This is a genomic window from Methylobacterium sp. J-026 (assembly GCF_022829585.1).
Lineage (GTDB): Bacteria > Pseudomonadota > Alphaproteobacteria > Rhizobiales > Beijerinckiaceae > Methylobacterium.
In genome coordinates this window covers 109,920-129,693 of the sequence record NZ_JAKSYC010000117.1, presented here as the reverse complement: position 1 = coordinate 129,693, position 19,774 = coordinate 109,920, and the positions used below count along the sequence as shown (strand labels likewise).

The 19,774-nt window shown below is 72.0% G+C and carries 15 protein-coding genes and 1 tRNA gene; 11 read left to right on the top strand and 5 right to left on the bottom strand.

Annotated features, from left to right (window positions below):
• Nucleotides 1-14 precede the first annotated feature (14 nt).
• From MKK69_RS11860 to MKK69_RS11845, 4 genes are all read left to right on the top strand, one after another.
• A tRNA-Met gene (locus tag MKK69_RS11860) sits at nt 15-91 on the top strand.
• A gap of 713 nt (nt 92-804) precedes the next feature.
• On the top strand, nt 805-2,721 hold the full coding sequence (locus MKK69_RS11855) for an autotransporter assembly complex protein TamA (RefSeq protein ID WP_243968048.1): 1,917 nt from the start codon (nt 805-807) through the stop codon (nt 2,719-2,721).
• Nucleotides 2,722-7,077, top strand: coding sequence for a translocation/assembly module TamB domain-containing protein (locus tag MKK69_RS11850; RefSeq protein WP_243968047.1), 4,356 nt, complete (start codon nt 2,722-2,724; stop codon nt 7,075-7,077). It begins immediately after the preceding gene.
• 220 nt (nt 7,078-7,297) lie between these two features.
• Nucleotides 7,298-7,615: an HPr family phosphocarrier protein gene (locus tag MKK69_RS11845; protein ID WP_243968046.1), complete on the top strand. Its 318-nt coding sequence runs from the start codon at nt 7,298-7,300 to the stop codon at nt 7,613-7,615.
• Nucleotides 7,616-7,621: 6 nt separating this feature from the next.
• Here MKK69_RS11845 and nth read toward each other — a convergent pair whose 3' ends face one another.
• From nth to MKK69_RS11825, 4 genes are all read right to left on the bottom strand, one after another.
• On the bottom strand, nt 7,622-8,332 hold the full coding sequence (nth, locus tag MKK69_RS11840) for an endonuclease III domain-containing protein (RefSeq protein WP_243968045.1): 711 nt from the start codon (nt 8,330-8,332) through the stop codon (nt 7,622-7,624).
• Between the two features lie 64 nt (nt 8,333-8,396).
• On the bottom strand, nt 8,397-9,245 hold the full coding sequence (locus tag MKK69_RS11835; RefSeq protein ID WP_243968044.1) for a hypothetical protein: 849 nt from the start codon (nt 9,243-9,245) through the stop codon (nt 8,397-8,399).
• Nucleotides 9,246-9,351: 106 nt separating this feature from the next.
• Nucleotides 9,352-10,446: a CobW family GTP-binding protein gene (locus MKK69_RS11830; RefSeq protein WP_243968042.1), complete on the bottom strand. Its 1,095-nt coding sequence runs from the start codon at nt 10,444-10,446 to the stop codon at nt 9,352-9,354.
• A 60-nt stretch (nt 10,447-10,506) separates the two neighbouring features.
• Nucleotides 10,507-11,994 (bottom strand): D-alanyl-D-alanine carboxypeptidase family protein, encoded by a 1,488-nt coding sequence (locus MKK69_RS11825; protein WP_243968041.1) that lies wholly within the window; start codon nt 11,992-11,994, stop codon nt 10,507-10,509.
• 255 nt (nt 11,995-12,249) lie between these two features.
• On the opposite strand from MKK69_RS11825, the gene queE reads away from it, so the two are divergent.
• The gene (gene queE / locus MKK69_RS11820) at nt 12,250-12,882 is read left to right on the top strand and encodes a 7-carboxy-7-deazaguanine synthase (RefSeq protein ID WP_243968040.1); all 633 of its coding nucleotides are present in this window, start codon (nt 12,250-12,252) and stop codon (nt 12,880-12,882) included.
• A 68-nt stretch (nt 12,883-12,950) separates the two neighbouring features.
• Here queE and MKK69_RS11815 read toward each other — a convergent pair whose 3' ends face one another.
• Nucleotides 12,951-13,865, bottom strand: a complete 915-nt coding sequence (locus MKK69_RS11815) for a DUF6925 family protein (RefSeq protein ID WP_243968039.1) — start codon at nt 13,863-13,865, stop codon at nt 12,951-12,953.
• Nucleotides 13,866-14,035: 170 nt separating this feature from the next.
• Here MKK69_RS11815 and rfbC point away from each other — a divergent pair, with 170 nt between their 5' ends.
• From rfbC to MKK69_RS11785, 6 genes are all read left to right on the top strand, one after another.
• Nucleotides 14,036-14,587: a dTDP-4-dehydrorhamnose 3,5-epimerase gene (gene rfbC, locus MKK69_RS11810; RefSeq protein ID WP_243968038.1), complete on the top strand. Its 552-nt coding sequence runs from the start codon at nt 14,036-14,038 to the stop codon at nt 14,585-14,587.
• Nucleotides 14,588-14,673: 86 nt separating this feature from the next.
• Nucleotides 14,674-15,723, top strand: coding sequence for a dTDP-glucose 4,6-dehydratase (gene rfbB / locus MKK69_RS11805; protein WP_243968036.1), 1,050 nt, complete (start codon nt 14,674-14,676; stop codon nt 15,721-15,723).
• Nucleotides 15,723-16,628 (top strand): dTDP-4-dehydrorhamnose reductase, encoded by a 906-nt coding sequence (gene rfbD, locus MKK69_RS11800; RefSeq protein ID WP_243968034.1) that lies wholly within the window; start codon nt 15,723-15,725, stop codon nt 16,626-16,628. The genes rfbB and rfbD overlap by 1 nt, the downstream gene beginning before the upstream one ends.
• A complete protein-coding gene (rfbA, locus tag MKK69_RS11795) occupies nt 16,625-17,515 on the top strand; it encodes a glucose-1-phosphate thymidylyltransferase RfbA (protein ID WP_243968033.1) in 891 nt (296 codons plus the stop codon). The genes rfbD and rfbA overlap by 4 nt, the downstream gene beginning before the upstream one ends.
• Before the next feature lie 290 nt (nt 17,516-17,805).
• Nucleotides 17,806-18,903, top strand: a complete 1,098-nt coding sequence (locus tag MKK69_RS11790) for an OpgC family protein (RefSeq protein ID WP_243968031.1) — start codon at nt 17,806-17,808, stop codon at nt 18,901-18,903.
• Nucleotides 18,864-19,748 (top strand): SGNH/GDSL hydrolase family protein, encoded by an 885-nt coding sequence (locus tag MKK69_RS11785; protein ID WP_243968030.1) that lies wholly within the window; start codon nt 18,864-18,866, stop codon nt 19,746-19,748. The genes MKK69_RS11790 and MKK69_RS11785 overlap by 40 nt, the downstream gene beginning before the upstream one ends.
• Nucleotides 19,749-19,774: the final 26 nt, after the last annotated feature.

Sequence of the window (19,774 nt, the reverse complement as noted above, 5' to 3'; positions counted from 1 at the left end):
CCGCACAACCTTGGCGCGGGGTGGAGCAGCCCGGTAGCTCGTCAGGCTCATAACCTGAAGGTCACAGGTTCAAATCCTGTCCCCGCAACCAAACACACCAACACAACACACCACGACACAGCCCCAACCCGAACCCCCGCCGGATCGAAAGATCCCGCGGGGGTTTGGCGTTCTGGATGTCCGCTTCCACTCGTTCCGTCGCGAGAGAGCTTCGCCTCCGAGCCAGAGGCCGTTGCAGGGGAGGGGCGCGTCAGTCCATCGTGACGACAATCTTCGCAACAACACCTGCGTTGTCGCGCGCAATAAGGGCGAACCACGCTGTCAGCCCGGCATACAGACGCGTGCTCGCCGTCATCAAGCGTGCGCCCCCTCATCCAAGCTGGCGGATCCGCGACGCGGTGGTCAGGACGGCTCGTCACCGTACTGAGCGATCGGCCGACACGCGAGTGCGACAGCCACGCCCTCTGGTCCCGGACACCGCATCGTCCGTTGCGCCTGCGCCTCGCGATCGATGCGCTGGCCTTCGCCCTCCGCGGCCTGAAGCGCCGCCCGGCTTCACGAACAATCCTGGATGGCGCGGAGTCCGGTGTTGGCCTCGGGCGGACTTGGCCTTAAGGTCTCCAGGGGTACGCCGTATCGCGCGGCGTTGGGGGGAAGCAGCGATGCATGTCCGCACGGGCGGCGCGGCCGACCGCGTTCGGGACTGAAGACCGCGGTTTGCGCCTTTCCCGATCCCTCAGCCGATTCCAGCGAGCCGGCACGCTTCGCCGCGCGTCGCGGCTCGTGCTGGCCGGTGCCGCCGGGATGTTTCTCCTGGCTGCCGGACCGGTCCCGGCGCGGGCCTTCGACCTGTTCGGCCTGTTCGGCACAGAACCGGAACCGCCGGCGCCGAGCGCGACGGCCCTTCCGTATGCCCTGCGCATCACCGGCACGGACGATGCCGATGTCCTGAGCGCGGTGCAGGATTCCTCCACGCTGTATCGCCTGCGCCAGGAACCGCCGCCGGACGGGGAGGGGCTCCTGCGCCGGGCCGAGACGGACCGACCCAAGCTCACCGACGTCCTGTCGGGCTACGGCTATTACCAGGGCACCGTGGCGATCCGGATCGACAGCGCTCCGGTGACCGATCAGGCCGCCCCGGCGGTTCGCGCCGCCGAGGCGTGGCGCAACCGGTGGCTCGTGCCGGTCCGGATCGCCGTGGATCTCGGCCCCCTCTATCACGTGCGTCGGATCGTGGTCCGCGACCCCGCGGGACGGCCCTTCCCCGAGGACGTACTGCCCGCGCGGATCACGCGCGTCGACGCGGACAGTCCGGCGCGTTCGGCCACGATCCTGGCGCGCGAAGCCCGGATCGTCGATCAGTTCCGGGGCCGGGGGCATCCCTTCGCCAAGGCGATCGCCCGCGACCCGGTGGTCGACGACGCGGCCCACGTCATGGACGTGACCTTCACGATCGATCCCGGCCCGGTGGCCGGCCTCGGTCCGGTGGCTGTGAGCGGTGCCCCCGGCATCGATCCGGCCACGATCCGCTCCTTCATCTATGCCGAGCCGGGCGACCCGTATTCACCGCAGGCGGTGGCGGCGATCCGCCGGTCGGTCGCCCGCATCGAGGGGATCGGCGGCGTGCGCGTCCGGGAAGCCGCCGCCCTCGACCCCGACGGCAACCTGCCGCTGTTCGTCGAGCTGAGCGAGCGGGAGCGCAACCTCGTCGGCGTGTCGGCGCGCTACTCAACGGTCGACGGGCCGGGGGTGCGGGCCTATTACGCCAACCGCAACCTGTTCGGCGGCGGCGAGACCTTCCGCCTCGATGCCGACATCTACTATCTCGGCCTCGGCAACGACCCGTTCGCCACCCAGCGCAAGATCGCCGGGATCGGAACCAACGGCCTCGGCGGCCGCCTCTCGGCCACCTACGTGCAGCCGGCCCTGTGGGGCAGCCGCAACGATCTGTTGACCAACGCCTTCGTCACCCGCGAGGTGCAGCAGAGCTATCTGGTCGATGGTGGCGGCGCCTCGGTGGCGATCCGGCACCGGTTCTCCGACACGTTCGCAGCCCAGATCGGGCTCGACGGGCAGGCGGGTCGCTCGAAGGATGCCCTTGGAACCGTCAACTACCGGCTGATCGGCGTGCCGGCTTCGGTGACCTACGATTCCACCGACAGCCTCCTCGATCCAACCCGCGGGGTGCGGGCGATCGCGTCGCTCGCCGCCTATCCCGGGGCGATCTCATCCCCCGGCATCCTCGTCGCCAAGGCGCAGGGCTCGACCTACTATGCCTTCGACGACGAGGCCCGATACATCCTGGCCGGGCGCGTCGGATTCGGTTCGGTCTCAGGGGCGCCGCTCGGCGAGATCCCGGACAATTTCCGGTTCTTCGCCGGCGGCGGCGGCTCCGTGCGCGGCTATCCCTATCGCACCCTCGGGCCGATCGGGCCGTACAACCTGCCGATCGGCGGCCGCAGCCTGTTGGAGGCGTCCGTCGAAGCCCGCATCAAGGTCACCGACACGATCGGCGTGGTGCCGTTCTTCGACGCGGGGACGGCCTTCGCCTCCGCGCTGCCGGATTTCAAGGAGACAATCCGAAAATCGGTCGGCATCGGCCTGCGCTACTACACCGGGATCGGCCCGATCCGCGCGGATCTCGCGTTCCCGCTCGATCCCTACAAGGGCGGCCATGTGCGTCCGGCGGTCCTGTATCTCAGCCTGGGGCAGGCATTCTGAATGGCGGATTGCAGCGGGCGGGACGGAGCGCGGCGGTCGGTCTTCGCCCTCGGGCAGGGGCTGGGCGTCATCGGCGCGCTGGTCTGGCTCGCCGTTCTGCTGGGCGGAACCGTGACGCGCACGCACGCCGACGCGGGCGACAAGTCCGTGCTCGGCGGCCTCCTGTCCCGGGCGCTGTCCACGCCGTCGTCGCGGGTGGCGATCGGCGCGGTCGACGGCGCCCTGTCATCCGACGCCACCATCCGGGACGTCGCCCTGAGCGACCGCGACGGCGTCTGGCTGAAGCTCGACAAGGCGCGCATCGTCTGGCGCCGCCTGGCCCTGCTCTCGGGACGCCTGGAGGTGGACAGCCTGGAGATCGGGCGCCTGGAGGTCCTGCGGCGGCCGATCCCCGGACCGACCCCGCCGGAGGCCAAGCCGGACGGCAAGCTCCTGCCGGATCTCCCCGTGAAGGTTGAGATCAATAGCTTCCGGCTCGCGGAACTGGTCCTCGGGGAACCGGTCGCCGGGCAGGCTGCCCGCCTGTCCGCAGAGGGGCGCGCCCGGCTCGGCGCGGCGAGCGAGGGGCTGGACCTCACGGCCCGGGCGCAGCGCCTCGACGCCGCCGGGCGCTTCCTGCTCAGCCTGCTCTACGTGCCGGCTGGCAACCGCCTGGAGCTGAAGGCGAACCTCGTGGAGCCCGCCGGGGGCCTGCTCTCGAAGGCGGCCAACATTCCCGGCACGCCGCCGATCGATTTCGACCTCGACGGGACGGGCACGCTCGACGCGTGGGCCGCCAAGCTCGATTTCGCCGCCGGTCCGGAGATCGGCGCGAAGGGCGGTGCCAAGATCTCGCGGATCGGCGCCGAGCGGCGGCTCGCCCTCGACCTCGCGGCGCGCATCGAGGGCCTGGTGCCCGGTCCGGCCGCCGCGGTGTTCGCGGGCACCACGCAACTCGCGGGCGGGTTCGCCTTCGCCGATAGCGGCGCCTTCCGGATCGACCGGCTGGACCTGACCTCCCGGACCGCCAAGCTCACCGCCGGGGGCAGCCTGACCGCGGACCGGGTCTCGGACCTCACCCTCGAGGCCCGCGCCCTGCCCACTGAGGGCGGCATGACCCGGGCGGGCGAGGCCGAGATCGCCAAGCTCACCTTCGACGGCAGCCTCAAGGGACCCATCGCGGCGCCGACCATCCGCGGCGGCCTCGACGCGGCGGGCCTGCGCGGCCGCGACTCCGCCCTGGATCGGATCGAGGCACGGCTGGACGTGGCGCCGCAGGGCGATCCGACCGCACGGCGCTTCGCCATCGCCGCGGACGGGAAAGTCGAGGGCCTGCGGCTAGCCGATCCGGCCCTGCGGCGGGCCGTGGGAAGCCGGGCACAGCTCACGCTCCGGGCGGCGGCCGGGCCGGACGGGGTGATCGATGTCGCGACGCTCCGGCTCGACTCCGAGACCGCCCGGGCCGGCTATGCCGGCCGTATCGGGCAGAACACGCTGACCGGTACGCTGGATGCGGTTGTGCCGGATCTCGCGGTGTTCTCCGGCATCGCCGGGCGCGGGCTCGCGGGTTCCCTCGACGCCAAGGCGCGGCTGAGTGGCGACCCGGCCCGGAAGGCCGTCGCCGCCGATCTCACCGTCACCACGACCGGCCTCGCGACCGGGATCGCAGCGGCCGACCGGGTCCTCGGCCGAACGCCTTCGCTGCTGGGGCGGGTGTCGCGCTCCTACGACGGGTATGGGTTCGATCACCTGCGCCTGGAGGGGCAGGGCCTCTCCGCCACCCTCCAGGGCGAAGCGACCTCGGAGTTGGCCGATGTCGGCGGCCGCCTCGAGCTCCGGAGCCTCGCGGATCTGGACAATCGCCTCACCGGGCGCGCCGGCATCGAAGCGCGCCTCACCGGTTCCCTCGAGCATCCGGACCTCGCGGCGACGCTCACGGCGCCCGCCGCCACGGCCGACGGCAAGCTGATCCGCGACCTGCGGGTCGAGGCCCTCGTCAAGGATGCGCTCCTGGCGCCGGACGGCAGCGTTCGGCTCTCCGGCACCGTGGCCGGCAAGGCCCTGACCGGCGATGCCCATGGCGCGCGCGTGGGACCCGACTGGGCGCTCGACCGGCTCGCACTGAACCTCGGCTCGGTGGCGGTGGCGGGCAGTGCTACGGTTGCGGCCGAGACCTGGCTTTCGGCCGGATCGCTCACGGTGCGGGCTGCCAGCCTGGAGGATATCGCGCCCCTCGCCCCGGAACCGATGGCCGGCCGCCTCGACGCGGCCGTGACCCTCGCCCGCGACGGCGGTCGCCAGGATGCGGCGATCCGGGCGACCGGCGCGGGCCTGCGCTACGGCACCTACGCCCTGTCGCGGCTCGATGCCGACCTGAGGGGCCGCGACCTGCGCGCCCATCCGATCCTCGACGGGCGCCTGGAGGCCGACCGGCTGCTCGCCGCCGGCCAGCAGATCGACGCCCTCCGCCTCGTCGCCGACGGCAGCCCCGCCTTCAGCGACGTCACGCTGACCGCCAGGGCCCGCGGCTTCGGCCTCGACGGGGCGGCCCGCATCGTCCCGGCCGACGACACCCGCATCGAGCTCAAGGCTCTCTCGGCCGCCCGCGGGAGCGACCGCTTCGCCCTGGCCGGACCGGCCGTCATCACCCTCAGGAACGGCGGCGCGGTGATCGACGGGTTGACCGTCGCGGCGGGCTCTGGCCGGGTCTCGGTGACGGGCCGGGCCGGGCGCGACCTCGACCTGCGCATGGCGATCCGGGCGCTGCCGCTGTCCCTCGCCCGGATCGCCGCACCGGATCTCGCCCTGTCGGGGAGTCTCGACGGGGAGGCGGACCTGCACGGGCCGGCGGACAGGCCGGAGGGCCGCTACGCCCTCACGGTCTCGAAGCTCACGGCGCCGCAGACCCGGCAGGCGAGCCTGCCGCCGGTGGATGCCAGCGCCCGGGGCACGTTGGCCGATGGGCAGGCCAGCCTCGACGGCCGGGTGACGGCGGGGCGGGGCGTCGCCCTGACGGTGGCCGGCCGGATCCCGGTCGAGGCCGGCGGCGCGCTCGACCTCCGTGCCAAGGGCATTCTCGACGCGGCACTCGCCAACTCCCTGCTCAGCGTCGGGGGCCAGAGCGTCGCCGGGAAGGTCGCCATCGATGGCGGCGTCACCGGCACGCTCGCGGCCCCGCGGGCGCAGGGCGCGGCAACCCTGACCGGCGGCAGCTTCACCGATCCGCTCAACGGCATCCGCCTTACCGGAATCGAGGGGCGGGTGACCGGCCGGGGCGACAGCCTCGTGGTCGAGCGCCTGACCGCGGCGACCCGCAACGGCGGCCGCGTCTCGGTGACGGGCCGCGTGGCGCTGGAGCCGGATTTCCCCGGTCAGTTCCACGTCCTCGCCGACAGGGCCGAACTGGTGTCGAGCCCGCTGATGACCGCCGTGTCGAGCCTCGACCTCACCCTCGCCGGCCCGCTGGCGCGGACGCCGTGGATCTCCGGCCGGGTCGACATCGCGTCAATCGATGTCGCCGTGCCGGACCGGCTGCCCGCGACCGTGCGGCCCCTGCCGGGGGTGCGCCACGTCAACACGCCGCCGGAGGCGCGCGCACGCCTGGCGCAGCGGGCCGGACCGCGGGTCGCGGCTGCGCCCGGGCGGAGACCGAAGAAACCCGTTGTGCCGTTCGACGCCACACTCGACGTCGCGGTCGATGCCCCGAGCCGCATCTTCGTGCGCGGGCGCGGCATCGATGCCGAGCTCGGCGGCGCCCTCCGGGTGACCGGCACCTCGCTGGCCCCCAACGCGGTCGGCGCCTTCGCGATGCGGCGCGGCCGCCTCGACCTCGTCGGGCAGCGTCTCGACTTCAGCCGCGGACGGGTGAGCTTCGCGGGCAGCCTGACAACCCCGGACCTCGATTTCGCCGCCGAGACCAAGGCCGGCGACGTGACCGCCCGCGTCGCGGTGACTGGGCCGGCGGACGCGCCGCAATTCGCCCTGACCTCCGATCCGGTGCTGCCGCAGGACGAGATCCTGTCGCGTCTGCTGTTCAAGAAGGCGGCGGGCGGATTGTCGCCGTTCCAGGCCCTGCAGCTCGCGCAGGCCGTGGCCCAGCTCTCCGGCGGCGCCGCCGGTCCGGACGTGTTCGAGCAGGCGCGCAAGGGCCTCGGCCTCGACAGCCTCGACGTCTCCACGGGGTCCAGCGGCGGCCCGGCGCTCGGCGCCTCGCGCTACATCTCGGACCGGGTCAGCGTCGGCGTGAAGGCCGGCGCCAAACCCGCCGACACCGCGGTCGGGGTGGATTTCGATGTTACCCGGCGGATCAAGCTGAAGGGCGAGGCGGGCAGCGACGGCCGCACCAGCCTCGGCGTCGGCGCCGAATACGAGTGGTGAACGGCCGCCGACGCCGCACCGCGTCTCATCGGCGGCGCTGATCCCGCGGTCCTGGCGCATCCGGACTTATCGGCCCGGAGCGCGGTCCGCCGTCTCCAGCAAAACGCGATGCGAATCAAAACGGTAGCGCCGCGTGCCGGTTCCGCTATCCGGAGCGATGCGCTAGCGTCGTCACAAGCGGCTTCGACGACCGCGGATCGGGCGGGACATATTACGGGCGATGGACGACCTTTTCGAGACGGATGACGATCCCCCGGTTCCGGAGGGCGGGATCCTGCGCAGGCTGCCGATCATCAACCGGCGCGGCCTGCACGCCCGGGCCTCCGCCAAGTTCGTGCAGACCGTGGAGCGCTACGATGCCGCGGTCACGGTGACCCGGGCGGGCGAGACCGTGGGCGGGCGCTCGATCATGGGGCTCCTGACCCTGGGCGCCGCCATGGGGACGCAGATCGCCGTCACTGCCGTAGGGCAGGACGCCGAAGCCTGCCTCGACGCCATCGCGGCACTGGTCGCCAACCGGTTCGGCGAGGACGAGTAGGCGCGCTCAGGTTGTCTTGCCCGGCCAGGTGCACAGGTCCGAGACTGGGCATCGTGGGCAGCCGGGTTTCCGGGCCGTGCAGGTATCGCGGCCGTGACGGAACAGCCAGACATGGGCGCCGTCCTTGAACCGCTCCGGCACGATCCGGGCGAGACCGTCGGCGACCGCATCGACGGTGGCACCGGGGGCGAGCGGGATCCGGTTCGAGACCCGGAACACATGGGTGTCGACCGCGATCACCGGCTCGTGGAAGGCGAAGTTCGCTGTGACCTCGGCGCTCTTGCGGCCGATGCCCGGGAGGCGGCGCATGTCGATGGACCTGGGCGGCACGGCGCCGCCGAACTCCACGATCAGGGCCGCCGACAGCTTGACGATGTTGCGCGCCTTCGAGGGCCCGAGCCCGACCGGCCGGATGATCTCGGTGATCCGGGCCTCGCCCAAAGCCACCATGCCGGCGGGATCCCGGACTTCCGAGAACAGCGCCTCCGCGATCCGGGCGACGGTCGGGCCGGTGGACTGGGCGGAGAGCAGAACGGTCACGAGGAGGCGATACGGGTCGCTGCGGTCGAAGCCGGCTTTCGGATCCGGGTCGGCCTCCGCCAGCCGCGCCATCACGGCCGCGACCCGGTCGGCATCATGACCGTCGGACGATCCCTCCGGCGCGGCGCCGACGCGGCGCGGGGTCGATCGGAGGCCGTGAAGGGTGTCGCGCGCCATGCCGGGCAGCTAGCGTTCCGGTCGGTGCCCCGACAGGCCCGGCCGTCCGCGGCCGATTGACCGTTCAGGCCCGCCGCCAGGGCACGGAGGCCGCGCCGGTCCCGAGATGGAGCGTGCCGGCGACGATCGCGCCGGCCCGGCGCAGGAACTCGACCCGCAGGGCGCCGCGCCGGGCGAAGAGGCGGCTGACCACACGGACCAGGGACGCCTCCGCCGGATCGGCGATGATCGGCCGCTCCGCCGTGCGGGCGTCGAGCGTGAGAAAGGTTTCGACCGCGTCGCGCACGGCGTCCGGCGCGGTCACCGCGTGCATCTCCGAGGCGGGTGTCTGCCAGCCCACGGGGCGGACACCCATGAGGCGCTCCGACGGAACCGGCCGGGACCACGCCCGACGGCTCGCCGCGAGGGCGGGACGGTTCGCCACCGGGATCCCAACGGGCTCGACCGCGCCGACGAGGCGGATCGGGCGGCGCAGCGCTGCGAGTCGGGCCCGCAACGCCCGATCGACGGCCTCCGCGGCGGCCTGCTCGACCAGGGCGGCGGCTTCGGATTCCACCGGCTGCCAGGGACGGGCGCCACCGCCCCAGACCGGATGCGGCATCGCCAGTGGCACCACGCCGTGCAGCGCCTCGCGCCCGGTTTCAACGTCGTGGCTCCACGCGAGGGCGACCGCGACCCGGCGGCCCGCGGGACGGTGCTGGGCGAGCGGCAGCAGATGATCGGGGTCGCGGAGCGGATCGGTCACCGCGTTCCGGACCAGCATGGCCCGCCACGCGGAAATTGCGTCCGCATCCACGCCACCGGGGCGGTGGAGATCGACCCGCATCACCGACGGCCGATCCGGGGCCTGCGTGGGACGCGGCTCGGGCCTCCCGGACAGGCCGCCCTGTATCACGGTGAAGCGTGGCGCCATCGCGTGTCCTGCCTCTCGACGCTTCGTCCCATATCGGGACGCATCGGCGCCTCCGAAGCGCCGCTCGGGGCGCACGCTTCAAGGCCGATGCCGCGCCGGTGCGGCGTCAGGGACCGGGGATCGCCAGGGGATTGTCGGTGAGCGCGGCGGCATCCGGGGCATCGACGCGCGGGCGGCCGAGGAACGCGTCCCAGAGCCGCTGGACGAAGGCGGGGTCGAGGTCCCGCAGGATCAGCACGAGCCGGGACGTGTGGTCGGGATCGGGCCAGGCCGGGAGGGTCAGGGGGGCGTGGAACACGTGCTGGACGCCGTGGACCACCAGGGGCCGTTCGGGATCGTCGGCGAGCGCCACGATGCCCTTGAGCCGCAACAGCTTCGGCCCGTGGCCCGAGCGCAGCAGGTCCATGAACATCTCGAAGGCGGGACGCGGTACGGGCGTCGCGCTCGTCAGGCAGACGGCCTGGATCGACGCATCGTGCCGGTTGACCTCGGGGTCCCGGTGATCTGCCTCGGCCCGGATTGCGTCGCCGAGCCACGTCCGCACGTCCGCCCCCTTGCCGTCGAGGCCGAACAGCCCGCCGAGCAGCACCTCGGCGGGGGCGTCCGGCGCGACGATCGGAGCCGCGGGATTGAGCGCGGCGAGGCGGGCGCGGATCCCGGACACGTCGTCCGCGAGATCGGCCTTGGAGAGGACAATGCGGTCCGCGACCGCCGCCTGCCGCACGGCCTCGGGATGGGCGTCGAGGGTTGCCGAACCCGTGACTGCATCGACCACGGTCACCATGGCCTGAAGCCGGTACCGGAGCACGAGATAGGGATGGTAGATCAGCGCGTGCAGGATCGGCGCCGGATCGGCGAGGCCGGTGGTCTCGATGATCACGCGGCGGAACGGCCGGATCCGGCCGTTGTCGCGCTTGCGCAGCAGATCCTCCAGGGTCGCGATCAGGTCGCCCCGCACCGTGCAGCACAGGCAGCCAGCGCCCAGGAGGATCATGTCCTCGTCGACGGTCTCGATCAGCAGGTGATCGAGACCGATCGCGCCGAACTCGTTGACGATCACCACCGTGTCGGCGAGCGCCGGATCGCGCAGCAGCCGGTTCAGCAGCGTGGTCTTGCCGGCGCCGAGGAAGCCGGTGAGCACCGTGAGCGGGATCGGCTCAGGGCGTCGCGGATCGGGGACGGGCGCAGGGCTGGATGACATGAGCGTCGAGGTGGGGTTTCCCGGCACCCGCGGCAACGCGGCGGGGCGGGACAGGGGCGCCTATTCGTCGGACGCGGCCTTCTTGGCGGCCGGCTTCTTGGCTGCGGCCTTGGCTGGAGCGGCCTTATGGGCGGCGGCTTTCGGCGCGGGCTTCGACAGGCCCTTGCCGGGTTTGGCCTCCGGCATCGTCGGTGTCTCCACGGCGGTGTAGGCGCTCGCCGCGTGGGGGAGGGGATGGCCCGCCTTCGCGGCGACCTTGGCGGCCGGGGTCTTGGCCGTGGCCTTGGCCGCCTGCGCCTGTTCCGCGCGCGCCGCGCGGGCCTGCTTGGCCGCCTCCAGCGCCGCGAGGCGCCTGGCCTTGGCGGCTTCGAGCTTGGCGGCCCGGCTGTTGGCGACGGCGGCCTTCTGCTCGGCCTCCTGCGCGTCTATGATCTGCTGACCCTCGGCCGGGTTGCGGCCGATCCAGACGGCGATCGGCTGCAGGGGCGCCCGCGGCGGCAGGCTGCGCGCACGCAGGGCCGGGTTGGAGAAGGCGGCAAGCGCCAGGGCCGGCGAGTTCGCCGCGGCCCCGCCGATCAACTGTGCCGCGGAGCCGGGGGCATTGAGCGCGCCGGGCCCGTCCTCGATCGCCGGGGGCTTCTTGCCGCCGCAGACGAAGGGACGCATGTCCGGCGGCGCGGAGAGCGCTGAGGCCGGCAGCGCGTCCAGCGTCGGGCTGGTCCAGCCGGCACTCTGGGCGAAGGCGTAGTCGAACAGGTCGGCGGCCTTCACGTCGCGCTCGCGCGGGCTCGGCTGCCCCATCACGATGGTGACGATCCGCCGGCCGTTGCGGGTGGCTGTGGCCACCACATTGAAGCCGCCCGAGCAGATGAAACCGGTCTTCATCCCGTCGGTGCCGGGATAGCGCCCGAGCAGGCCGTTGTGGTTCGCCATCACGGCGCGGCCGAACTGGATCGCCGAGATCGAGAACAGGTCGTGGGACTCCGGGAAGTCGCGGATAAGCGCCCGGGCCAGCACCGCCATGTCGCGGGCCGAGGTCCACTGGCGCGGATCGGGCAGGCCGTTGGGATTGTACCAATGGCTGTCGTGCATGCCGATCCGCTGGGCGGTCTCGTTCATCAGGGTGGCGAAGTTGTCGATCGAGCCGCCGAGATTCTCGCCGATCGCGTAGGCGATGTCGTTGGCCGACTTGACCATGATGATCTTGAGGGCATTGTCGAGGGTGAGCTGCGTCCCGGGCTTGAAGCCCATCTTGGAGGGCGGCTCGGCGGTGGCGGCGGCCGAGATGGTGATCATCGAATCGAGCGAGACCTTGCCCTGCCGCACGAGGTCGAGGGCGACGTAGGTGGTCATCAGCTTCGTGATCGAGGCCGGATACCAGGGGTCGGTCGGCGCCTGCGCGTAGAGCACCTTGCCCGAATCCACGTCGGCGACGAGGATCGGCACCGTCACCGCATCTGCCGCGCGGATTCCGGCCAGGCTCGCCCCGAGCACTCCTGTCAGCGCCGCAAGCCCGACGGTGAGACGCCGGAAGAGAGAAGGGGACATTCAGGCCGACTCGTCAGAGGATCGCCAGGATCGACGCCGCCAGGCGCCGCTATTCCGGCCGCGGGCCGGAGGGAGGCGCAACCCGGGCGGCCGAATTCGGCCGCCGCGCTGCATCTCGGCATCAACGAGGGCACCGTGGCAAGAGCAAGGCGAGAGCGCACCGCGACTCTGCGCGGCGTGGTTGTCAGTGGTCCGGGACGCGCGCGCCGCCTATCTGCAGGGCGTGCGGCGCGCGAGAGGGTGGCTGGAACGGCAGTGAGTTACGCGGTCAAGGAAATCTTCCACACCCTTCAGGGGGAGGGCGCCCAGGCGGGGCGCGCGGCGGTCTTCTGCCGCTTCGCCGGGTGCAACCTCTGGTCCGGGCGCGAGGCGGACCGGGCCGCGGCGGCCTGCCGATTCTGCGACACCGATTTCGTCGGTCTCGACGGGGAGGGCGGCGGGCGCTTCGCCGACGCGGCCACCCTCGCCGCCTCGGTCGCGGCGACCTGGCTGGGCGGCCCCGAGAACCGCTACGTCGTCTTCACCGGCGGTGAACCGCTGCTCCAGCTCGACGCGCCCCTGATCGAGGCGGTGCACGCGCACGGCTTCGAGATCGCCATCGAGACCAATGGCACGCTGCCGGCCCCCCCGGGCATCGACTGGATCTGCGTCAGCCCGAAGGGAGCCAACCCCCTCGCGCAGCGGACCGGCCACGAGTTGAAGCTCGTCTATCCGCAGGTGGATGCCGACCCCGCGGACTTCGTCGGCCTCGATTTCCGCCACCGCTTCCTCCAGCCCCTGGACGGGCCGGGCCGGATCGCCAGCACCGAGGCCGCGATCGCGTTTTGCCGGAGCGACGCCCGCTGGCGCCTCTCGCTCCAGACCCACAAGATGATCGGGATTCCCTGAGCTTCGACGGTGCATCGGGCCGTGCGGCCACGCCATGCCGGCCGGAGCCCCGGGCGAATCTCGGGACATCAATTGCCCATGGCCGCGCGCTGGGCCGAGGCGGCCCGGATCGCCGAGCGCGCGAACCGTCCGTTTGCCGCAGCCGGGTCGGGGGTCTCGCCGGACAGGACAGCGGTCCGGAGGGCGGTGAGCCCGGGATCGCCCCAGTCCGCAAGGAGGCCCCCGAACGCCCGGTGACGCGCCGCGTCGAACGGGATCGACCGGCCGGTCCCGTCCTTGGCGGGATGGGCCGGTTGCAGCGCCCCGATGGGCACCCAGCCTTTCGGGATCGGCGCAGTGGCGGCGTGCGTGCGCCGCAGTCGAAGCAGCTTCGGCAGGATATGACTGTGCGGCCCGGGATCGCCGATCCCGCCGGGCGGCGGGATCGCCGTATAGACCTCGATCCGCCCGGCGCGGGCGAGGAAGACCCGGTGCGGGCTCGATGCCGCGAGGGCCGCGAAGACCGGATTGTCCGGCCGGAAGATCGGCCGACCGGCCCCGGCGCGGAGCCGGTCGATCAGAGCCGGATCGGTCACGCGCACACAGGCATCGGCCGCCGCGAGTCCGAGGCCGAGATCGAACAGGATCCCGTCGCGATCCTGCGGACGGACTGCGGCGGCGTCGGGCCCCAGCTCGGTCAGCACCGCGCGCTGCCCCATCGCGCAGGCCGCCGCCGGCAGGCAGAGCGCGACCGCCTGGCTCCATCCGCCCGCGAAGCCGGTCTCGTAGGCGACGGGCCTGAGATCCGGCGGCGGAGCGAGCGCGACCGCGCCGCGGTCCGTTGCGCACCCGAGGCGGCCGTCATCGAGGGGCCATGCCGGCTCGCCGGGATCCCGGCGGAAGACCGCGATGGCGCCGTAGCTGCCGAGACTCCAAGTGCAATCCGGGTCGGCAAGCTGCGACCGCAACAGGGTCGGCAGGGATTGCCCCGATCGGCCCCTCATCGGTTTCCCCGCGTTCGGCATCGTAGGCGCTACGCCTTGACATGGCCCGCGAATGACCGGAAGTCGCGGGTCGATCGTCGCGGTAGAGTTCGGCGACGCGGGCGCCCGGCTGGGAACGAGCAGCGCGAAGACGCCCGCCGCGCCACGGGACCCGCGGGAAGGGCGCTGGTATGGACGTCATCGAGACCGGGATCCCGGACGTGAAGCGCATCGTGCCCAAGCGCCTGGGCGATGCGCGCGGCTGGTTCTCCGAGACGTTCCGGGTGGACGCGCTGGGGCGCGCCGGCATCGCCAACACCTTCGTTCAGGACAACCAATCCTTCTCGGCCCCGCAGGGCACGATCCGCGGCCTTCACTTCCAGATCGCCCCGCGCGCCCAGGCCAAGCTCATCCGCGTGCTGCAGGGCGCGATCCTGGACGTGGCGGTCGATATCCGCAGCGCCTCGCCGACCTTCGGCAGGTTCGTAGCCGTGACCCTCGACGCCGAGACGGGCACGCAGCTCTTCATCCCGCACGGCTTCGCCCACGGCTTCTGCACCCTCACGCCCGACGTGATGGTCGCCTACAAGGTCGACGACTATTACAGCCCCGAGCACGACCGGTCGCTCGCCTGGGACGATCCCGAGATCGGGATCCCGTGGCCGGTCTCGGGCGATGGTGCGATCCTGTCCGACAAGGACCGCCGCGCCCCCCGGCTCGCCGAGCTCGGGCGCGCCTTTTGACCGGCCAAGCCGTAATTTTGTCACGGCGTGCAGCCTTCGGCTGCCCCGCCATCCCGTTTCCGACCCGTCCGAGGAGGTAATTCGCCATGCGCATCCTGGTGACCGGAGGCTGCGGCTTCATCGGCTCGGCGCTGGTGCTGCACCTCGTCGAGGATCTCGGCCACGAGGTCTGCACCTTCGACGCGATGACCTATGCGGCCAATCCAATCTCCCTGGCGCCGCTCGCCGACAACCCGCGCCACCGCCGGGTCGAGGCCGATATCTGCGACCGCGCCGCCGTGCAGACGGCGTTGGCCGAGTTCCGCCCCCAGGCCGTGATGCACCTCGCCGCCGAGAGCCACGTCGACCGCTCGATCACCGATCCGGGCGCCTTCGTGCGCACCAACGTGATCGGCACCCAGACGATGCTGGACGGGGCCCGCAGGTATTATGAATCCCTGCCGGAGGCGGACAAAAAGAGCTTCCGGTTCCTCCACGTCTCCACCGACGAGGTCTACGGCTCGCTGCCGCCGGACGCCTTCTTCACCGAGGAGAGCCGCTACGACCCGCGCTCGCCCTACTCAGCCTCGAAGGCGGCCTCCGATCACCTGGCGCGGGCCTGGCACGAGACCTACGGCCTGCCGGTGCTGGTGACCAACTGCTCCAACAATTACGGGCCGCGTCACTTCCCCGAGAAGCTGATCCCGCTGATGATCCTCAATGCCCTGGAGGGCAAGACACTGCCGGTCTACGGCGACGGTCAGAACGAGCGCGACTGGATCCACGTCCAGGACCACGCCAGGGGCCTCGTCGCCGTGCTGGAGCGCGGCCGGGTCGGACAGACCTACCTGCTCGGCGGCCGGGCGGTGCGCAACAACCTGGCGGTGGTGAAGGCGCTCTGCGCGGCCTTCGACCGTCTGCGCCCGGAGAACGCCCCGCACGAGAAGCTGATCAGCTTCGTCGCCGACCGCCCGGGCCATGACCGGCGCTATGCCATCGACTGCACCAAGGCCGAGACCGAGCTCGGCTGGCGCCCGCAGAAGACCTTCGAGCAGGCGCTCGAGGCGACCGTCGCCTGGTACCTCGACAACGAGAGCTGGTGGCGCCCGATCCGCGAGGGCCGCTACAAGGGCGAGCGCCTGGGGTTGAACACCTGATGGACGTCCTCGTTCTCGGCGGCGGCGGCCAGGTCGGCACCGAGCTGCAGGCCCTGGCCTGGCCGGACGGCGTGTCGGTGCACGCGCCGAGCCGCACCGCGCTCGACATCACCGACCCGGCGGCCGTGGCGGCGGCGCTCGACAGCTGCGCGTACCGGGTGGTGATCAACACCGCCGCCTACACCGCGGTCGACAAGGCCGAGTCCGAGGTTGTGGCGGCGTGGCGCCTCAACGCGCTGGCCCCGGCGATCCTGGCGGCGGCGACGGCCGAGCGCAAGATCCCCCTCGTCCATGTCTCGACCGACTACGTCTTCGCCGGCACGAAGCCAGACGGGGCCTACGCCCCCGACGCACCCATCGACCCGCAGAGCGTCTACGGGGCCAGCAAGGCCGCGGGCGAGCTCGCGGTGCGCACCGCCAACCCGCGCCACGCCATCGTCCGGACCGCCTGGGTGGTGAGCCCGCACCGGGGTAACTTCGTCAAGACGATGCTGCGGCTCGCTGGCGAGCGCGACGCCCTGACGGTGGTCGACGACCAGCACGGCTGCCCGACCTCCGCGGCCGACCTCGCCGCCGCCCTGGCCACGATCGCGCAGCGCATGGCGACCGACGCGCAGGCGCCCACCGGCACGTTCCACTGCGTCAACGCGGGCGACACGACGTGGCGCGGCTTCGCCGAGGCGATCGTCGCCGGCGGGGCCCGGCGCGGCGGCCGCTCCATCCCGGTCGAGGGCATCCCGACCGCTGCCTATCCGACCCCGGCCCGGCGGCCGGCCAATTCGCGCCTGTCCGTCGACAGCCTCACGGCCGCCTACGGCATCGCCCCGCGGCCCTGGCAGGCGGCGCTCGACGACATCCTGGACCGGCTCGTCGGGCCGGTTCGCGAGGGAGTATCCAAGCCATGAAGGGCATCGTTCTGGCCGGCGGCTCCGGCACGCGGCTGCACCCGGCCACGCTGTCGATCAACAAGCAGCTCCTGCCGGTCTACGACAAACCGATGATCTACTATCCGGTCTCGGTGCTGATGCTCGCCGGCATCCGCGAGATCCTGATCATCTCGTCGCCGGAACACCTCGACAATTACAAGCGCCTGTTCGGCACCGGCGAGCAGTTCGGCCTGCGATTCTCCTATGCCCTGCAGCCCCGGCCGGAGGGCCTCGCCCAGGCCTTCGTGATCGGCCGCGAGTTCGTCGGCACCGACGACGTGGCGCTGATCCTCGGCGACAACCTGTTCTTCGGCGCCGGCATGGGCGCGTTGCTGGCGCGGGCCGCGGCGCGCAAGCAGGGGGCCACGGTCTTCGCCTACCACGTGGACAATCCCCAGGCCTACGGCGTGGTCAGCCTCGACAAGACCGGGCGCCCGACCCGGATCGTCGAGAAGCCGCAGAACCCGGATTCGACCTGGGCGGTGACCGGCCTGTATTTCTACGACAACCAGGTCCTCGACATTGCCGCCGACGTGAAGCCCTCGCCCCGCGGCGAGCTGGAGATCACCAGCGTCAACGAGGTCTATCTCGAGCGCGGGCAGCTGCACGTGGAGCGCATGTCCCGCGGCTATGCCTGGCTCGACACGGGGACCCACGACAGCCTCCTGGAGGCGAGCGAGTTCGTCCGCACCCTCCAGCACCGCCAGGGGCTCCAGGTCGCCTGCCTGGAGGAGATCGCCTATCTCCAGAACTTCATCACCCGCGAGCAGCTGGTGGCCCGCGGCGAGATGTTCGCCAAGACCAATTACGGCCAGAACCTGCTGCGCCTCGCCCGGGAGAGCGACGACGAGCGCGCCCTGCGCTGATCCCGCCCGTCCGGTCGGCACAACCCGCGGGCGCGCGTTGTGACATGGGGAAGGGACGTCTGACCCGGCGCCCGGCGAGCGGGCCTGTCGTGAGAGCGACCCCCGCACCGTGACCCGGCGGACCCTTTGTCCCCGATGGCGGCGCGTCACGCGGGTGTGACCGCCCCGCTTGGACCCGCCGCGCGGTCTCCCGCTTTGTTCGCCTTTGCAGACCCGACGCGGCGCCGTATCAGGGGCCGCGAACCCGCCGCCGCCGCGCGGACGCGTCGAACCCCGGAGCCGCCGCCCCGATGCGGGACCCCAACGCGATCGACTTCTGGCGCGGTTTCGCCCTGGTGACGATCTTCATCAACCACATCCCGGGCAACACCTTCGAGCGCTACACCTTCTCACAATACGGCATCTCGGACGCCGCCGAGCTGTTCGTGTTCCTGGCGGGCTGGTCGATCGGCATCGCCACCCGGGGCCGCGACGGGGTTCCGGAGCCCCCCGGCAAGAGCGTGGTGCGGCTGCTGGCCCGGACCGTCGAGGTCTACCGGGCGCAGCTCACCGTCATGCTCCTGGCGCTGGCCATCATCGCGGGGGCAGCCCTCCTGCTCGACAATCCGCTGATCCTCGAATGGCACAATGCCGGCGGCTTCTTCGCGGATCCGATCCAGTCGGTCTGCGGCATGGCGCTGCTGACCTACCAGCTCGGTTTTTTCAACATCCTGCCGCTCTACGTGCTGCTGATCGGCGTCGCGCCGGTCTTCGTGCTGGTCGGCCGCGTCAGCCTCGTCGCGGCCCTGGTCCTGTCCGGGGGACTCTACGCCGCCAGCCTCGTCTTCGAGTGGAACCTGCCCTCCTGGCCCGGGGAGGGGGACTGGTTCTTCGATCCCCTCTGCTGGCAGGTGCTTCTGGTGCTGGGCTTCGTGCTGCAGCGCTGGAACCTCCGCTCCGACGTGCTGCGCCGCTGGTCGCGCCGCTTGTTCCCGGCCGGCATCGCCATCGTCGTCGCGGGGATTGTGCTTTCCGTGGCGGAGATTCGGCCGGATCCGATGCTGGTGCCGTCGCCGCGCCTGCTGTTCACCTTCGAGAAAACCTACCTGACCCCGGCGCGGCTGGTGCATTTCCTGGGGGTATTGTTGGCGTTTGCCCCCCTGTACGCATTGCTCGCCCCCCGCCTTGGCCACATCGTGGGCTATCTCACGCAGCTGGGACGAAACTCCCTGGCTGTCTTCTCAATGGGCTCGATCCTGAGTCTGATCGGACAGCTCGTGCGTTTTCAGACCGGCGGCGGCCTGCTGATCGACATGCTGGTCGCCGGCACGGGCGTGATCGGGCTGGGTTTCACGGCATGGTTCGTCGAATGGCGTACCCGCAACAGGTCTCCGAGGCCGCGCCCGTGAGCCCGGCCGCGCGCGCCGGGCGCGCCGCCCGTCCGAGGCTGTCCCTGATCCTAAGCCTGCTCCTCGCCGGCCCGGTGCAGGCGGAGCAGGTCGCCGATCCCGGGGCGGGCGAGCCCGGACTGTCCCAGGAATGCCGGGTGCCGGGCGCGCAGCTCTACGCGGCGGCGCAACTGGGGGCCGTCAAGGCGGCCCTGGCCGAGAACCGGCCCCTGAAGCTGCTGGCGATCGGCGGCTCCGCGGCACCGGGAGCGTCGGCCTCCTATCCGGCCAAGCTGGAGGCTGCCCTGGAACGGGCGCTGCCGAAGGTCGACGTGGTGATCGATCATCGCGGCCTCCCGGGCGAGGTCGCCTCCGGGGCCGCCGAGCGCCTGCGCACCATGGTGGTCGAGGCCGAGCCCGATCTCGTGATCTGGCAGGTGGGCACCCACGACGCCATCGCCCGCGTCGATGCCGAGGCCTTCGAGGGGGCGCTCACCGAAGCCGTCGCCTGGATCCGGTCCCACGGGATCGACGTGGTCCTGGTCGACCCGATCTACACCGCCAGCATGGCCGCGGACGTGGATTACAACCGGATCGTCGAGGCGGTGCGGACTGTGGCGACCCAGCAGCAGGTGCCCCTGGTGCGGCGCTACGAGGCGCTGCACTACCTGTCGAGCCGCAGCGACCGGGGCGAGGGCCACATGCTCGGTCGCCAGTTCCGGCTCAACGATCTCGGCCTGCGCTGCATGGCCGAGCACGTGGCCCTGACCATCGTCACCTCGCTGGCGCGGACCGAGGCGCCCCCGGAGCCCAAGCCCGATCCGGCCGCACCGCCCTTAACCGGGCCGCAAGGCGCGCCGGGCTAGACCGACAACCAGAGGTCGGCCTCCCG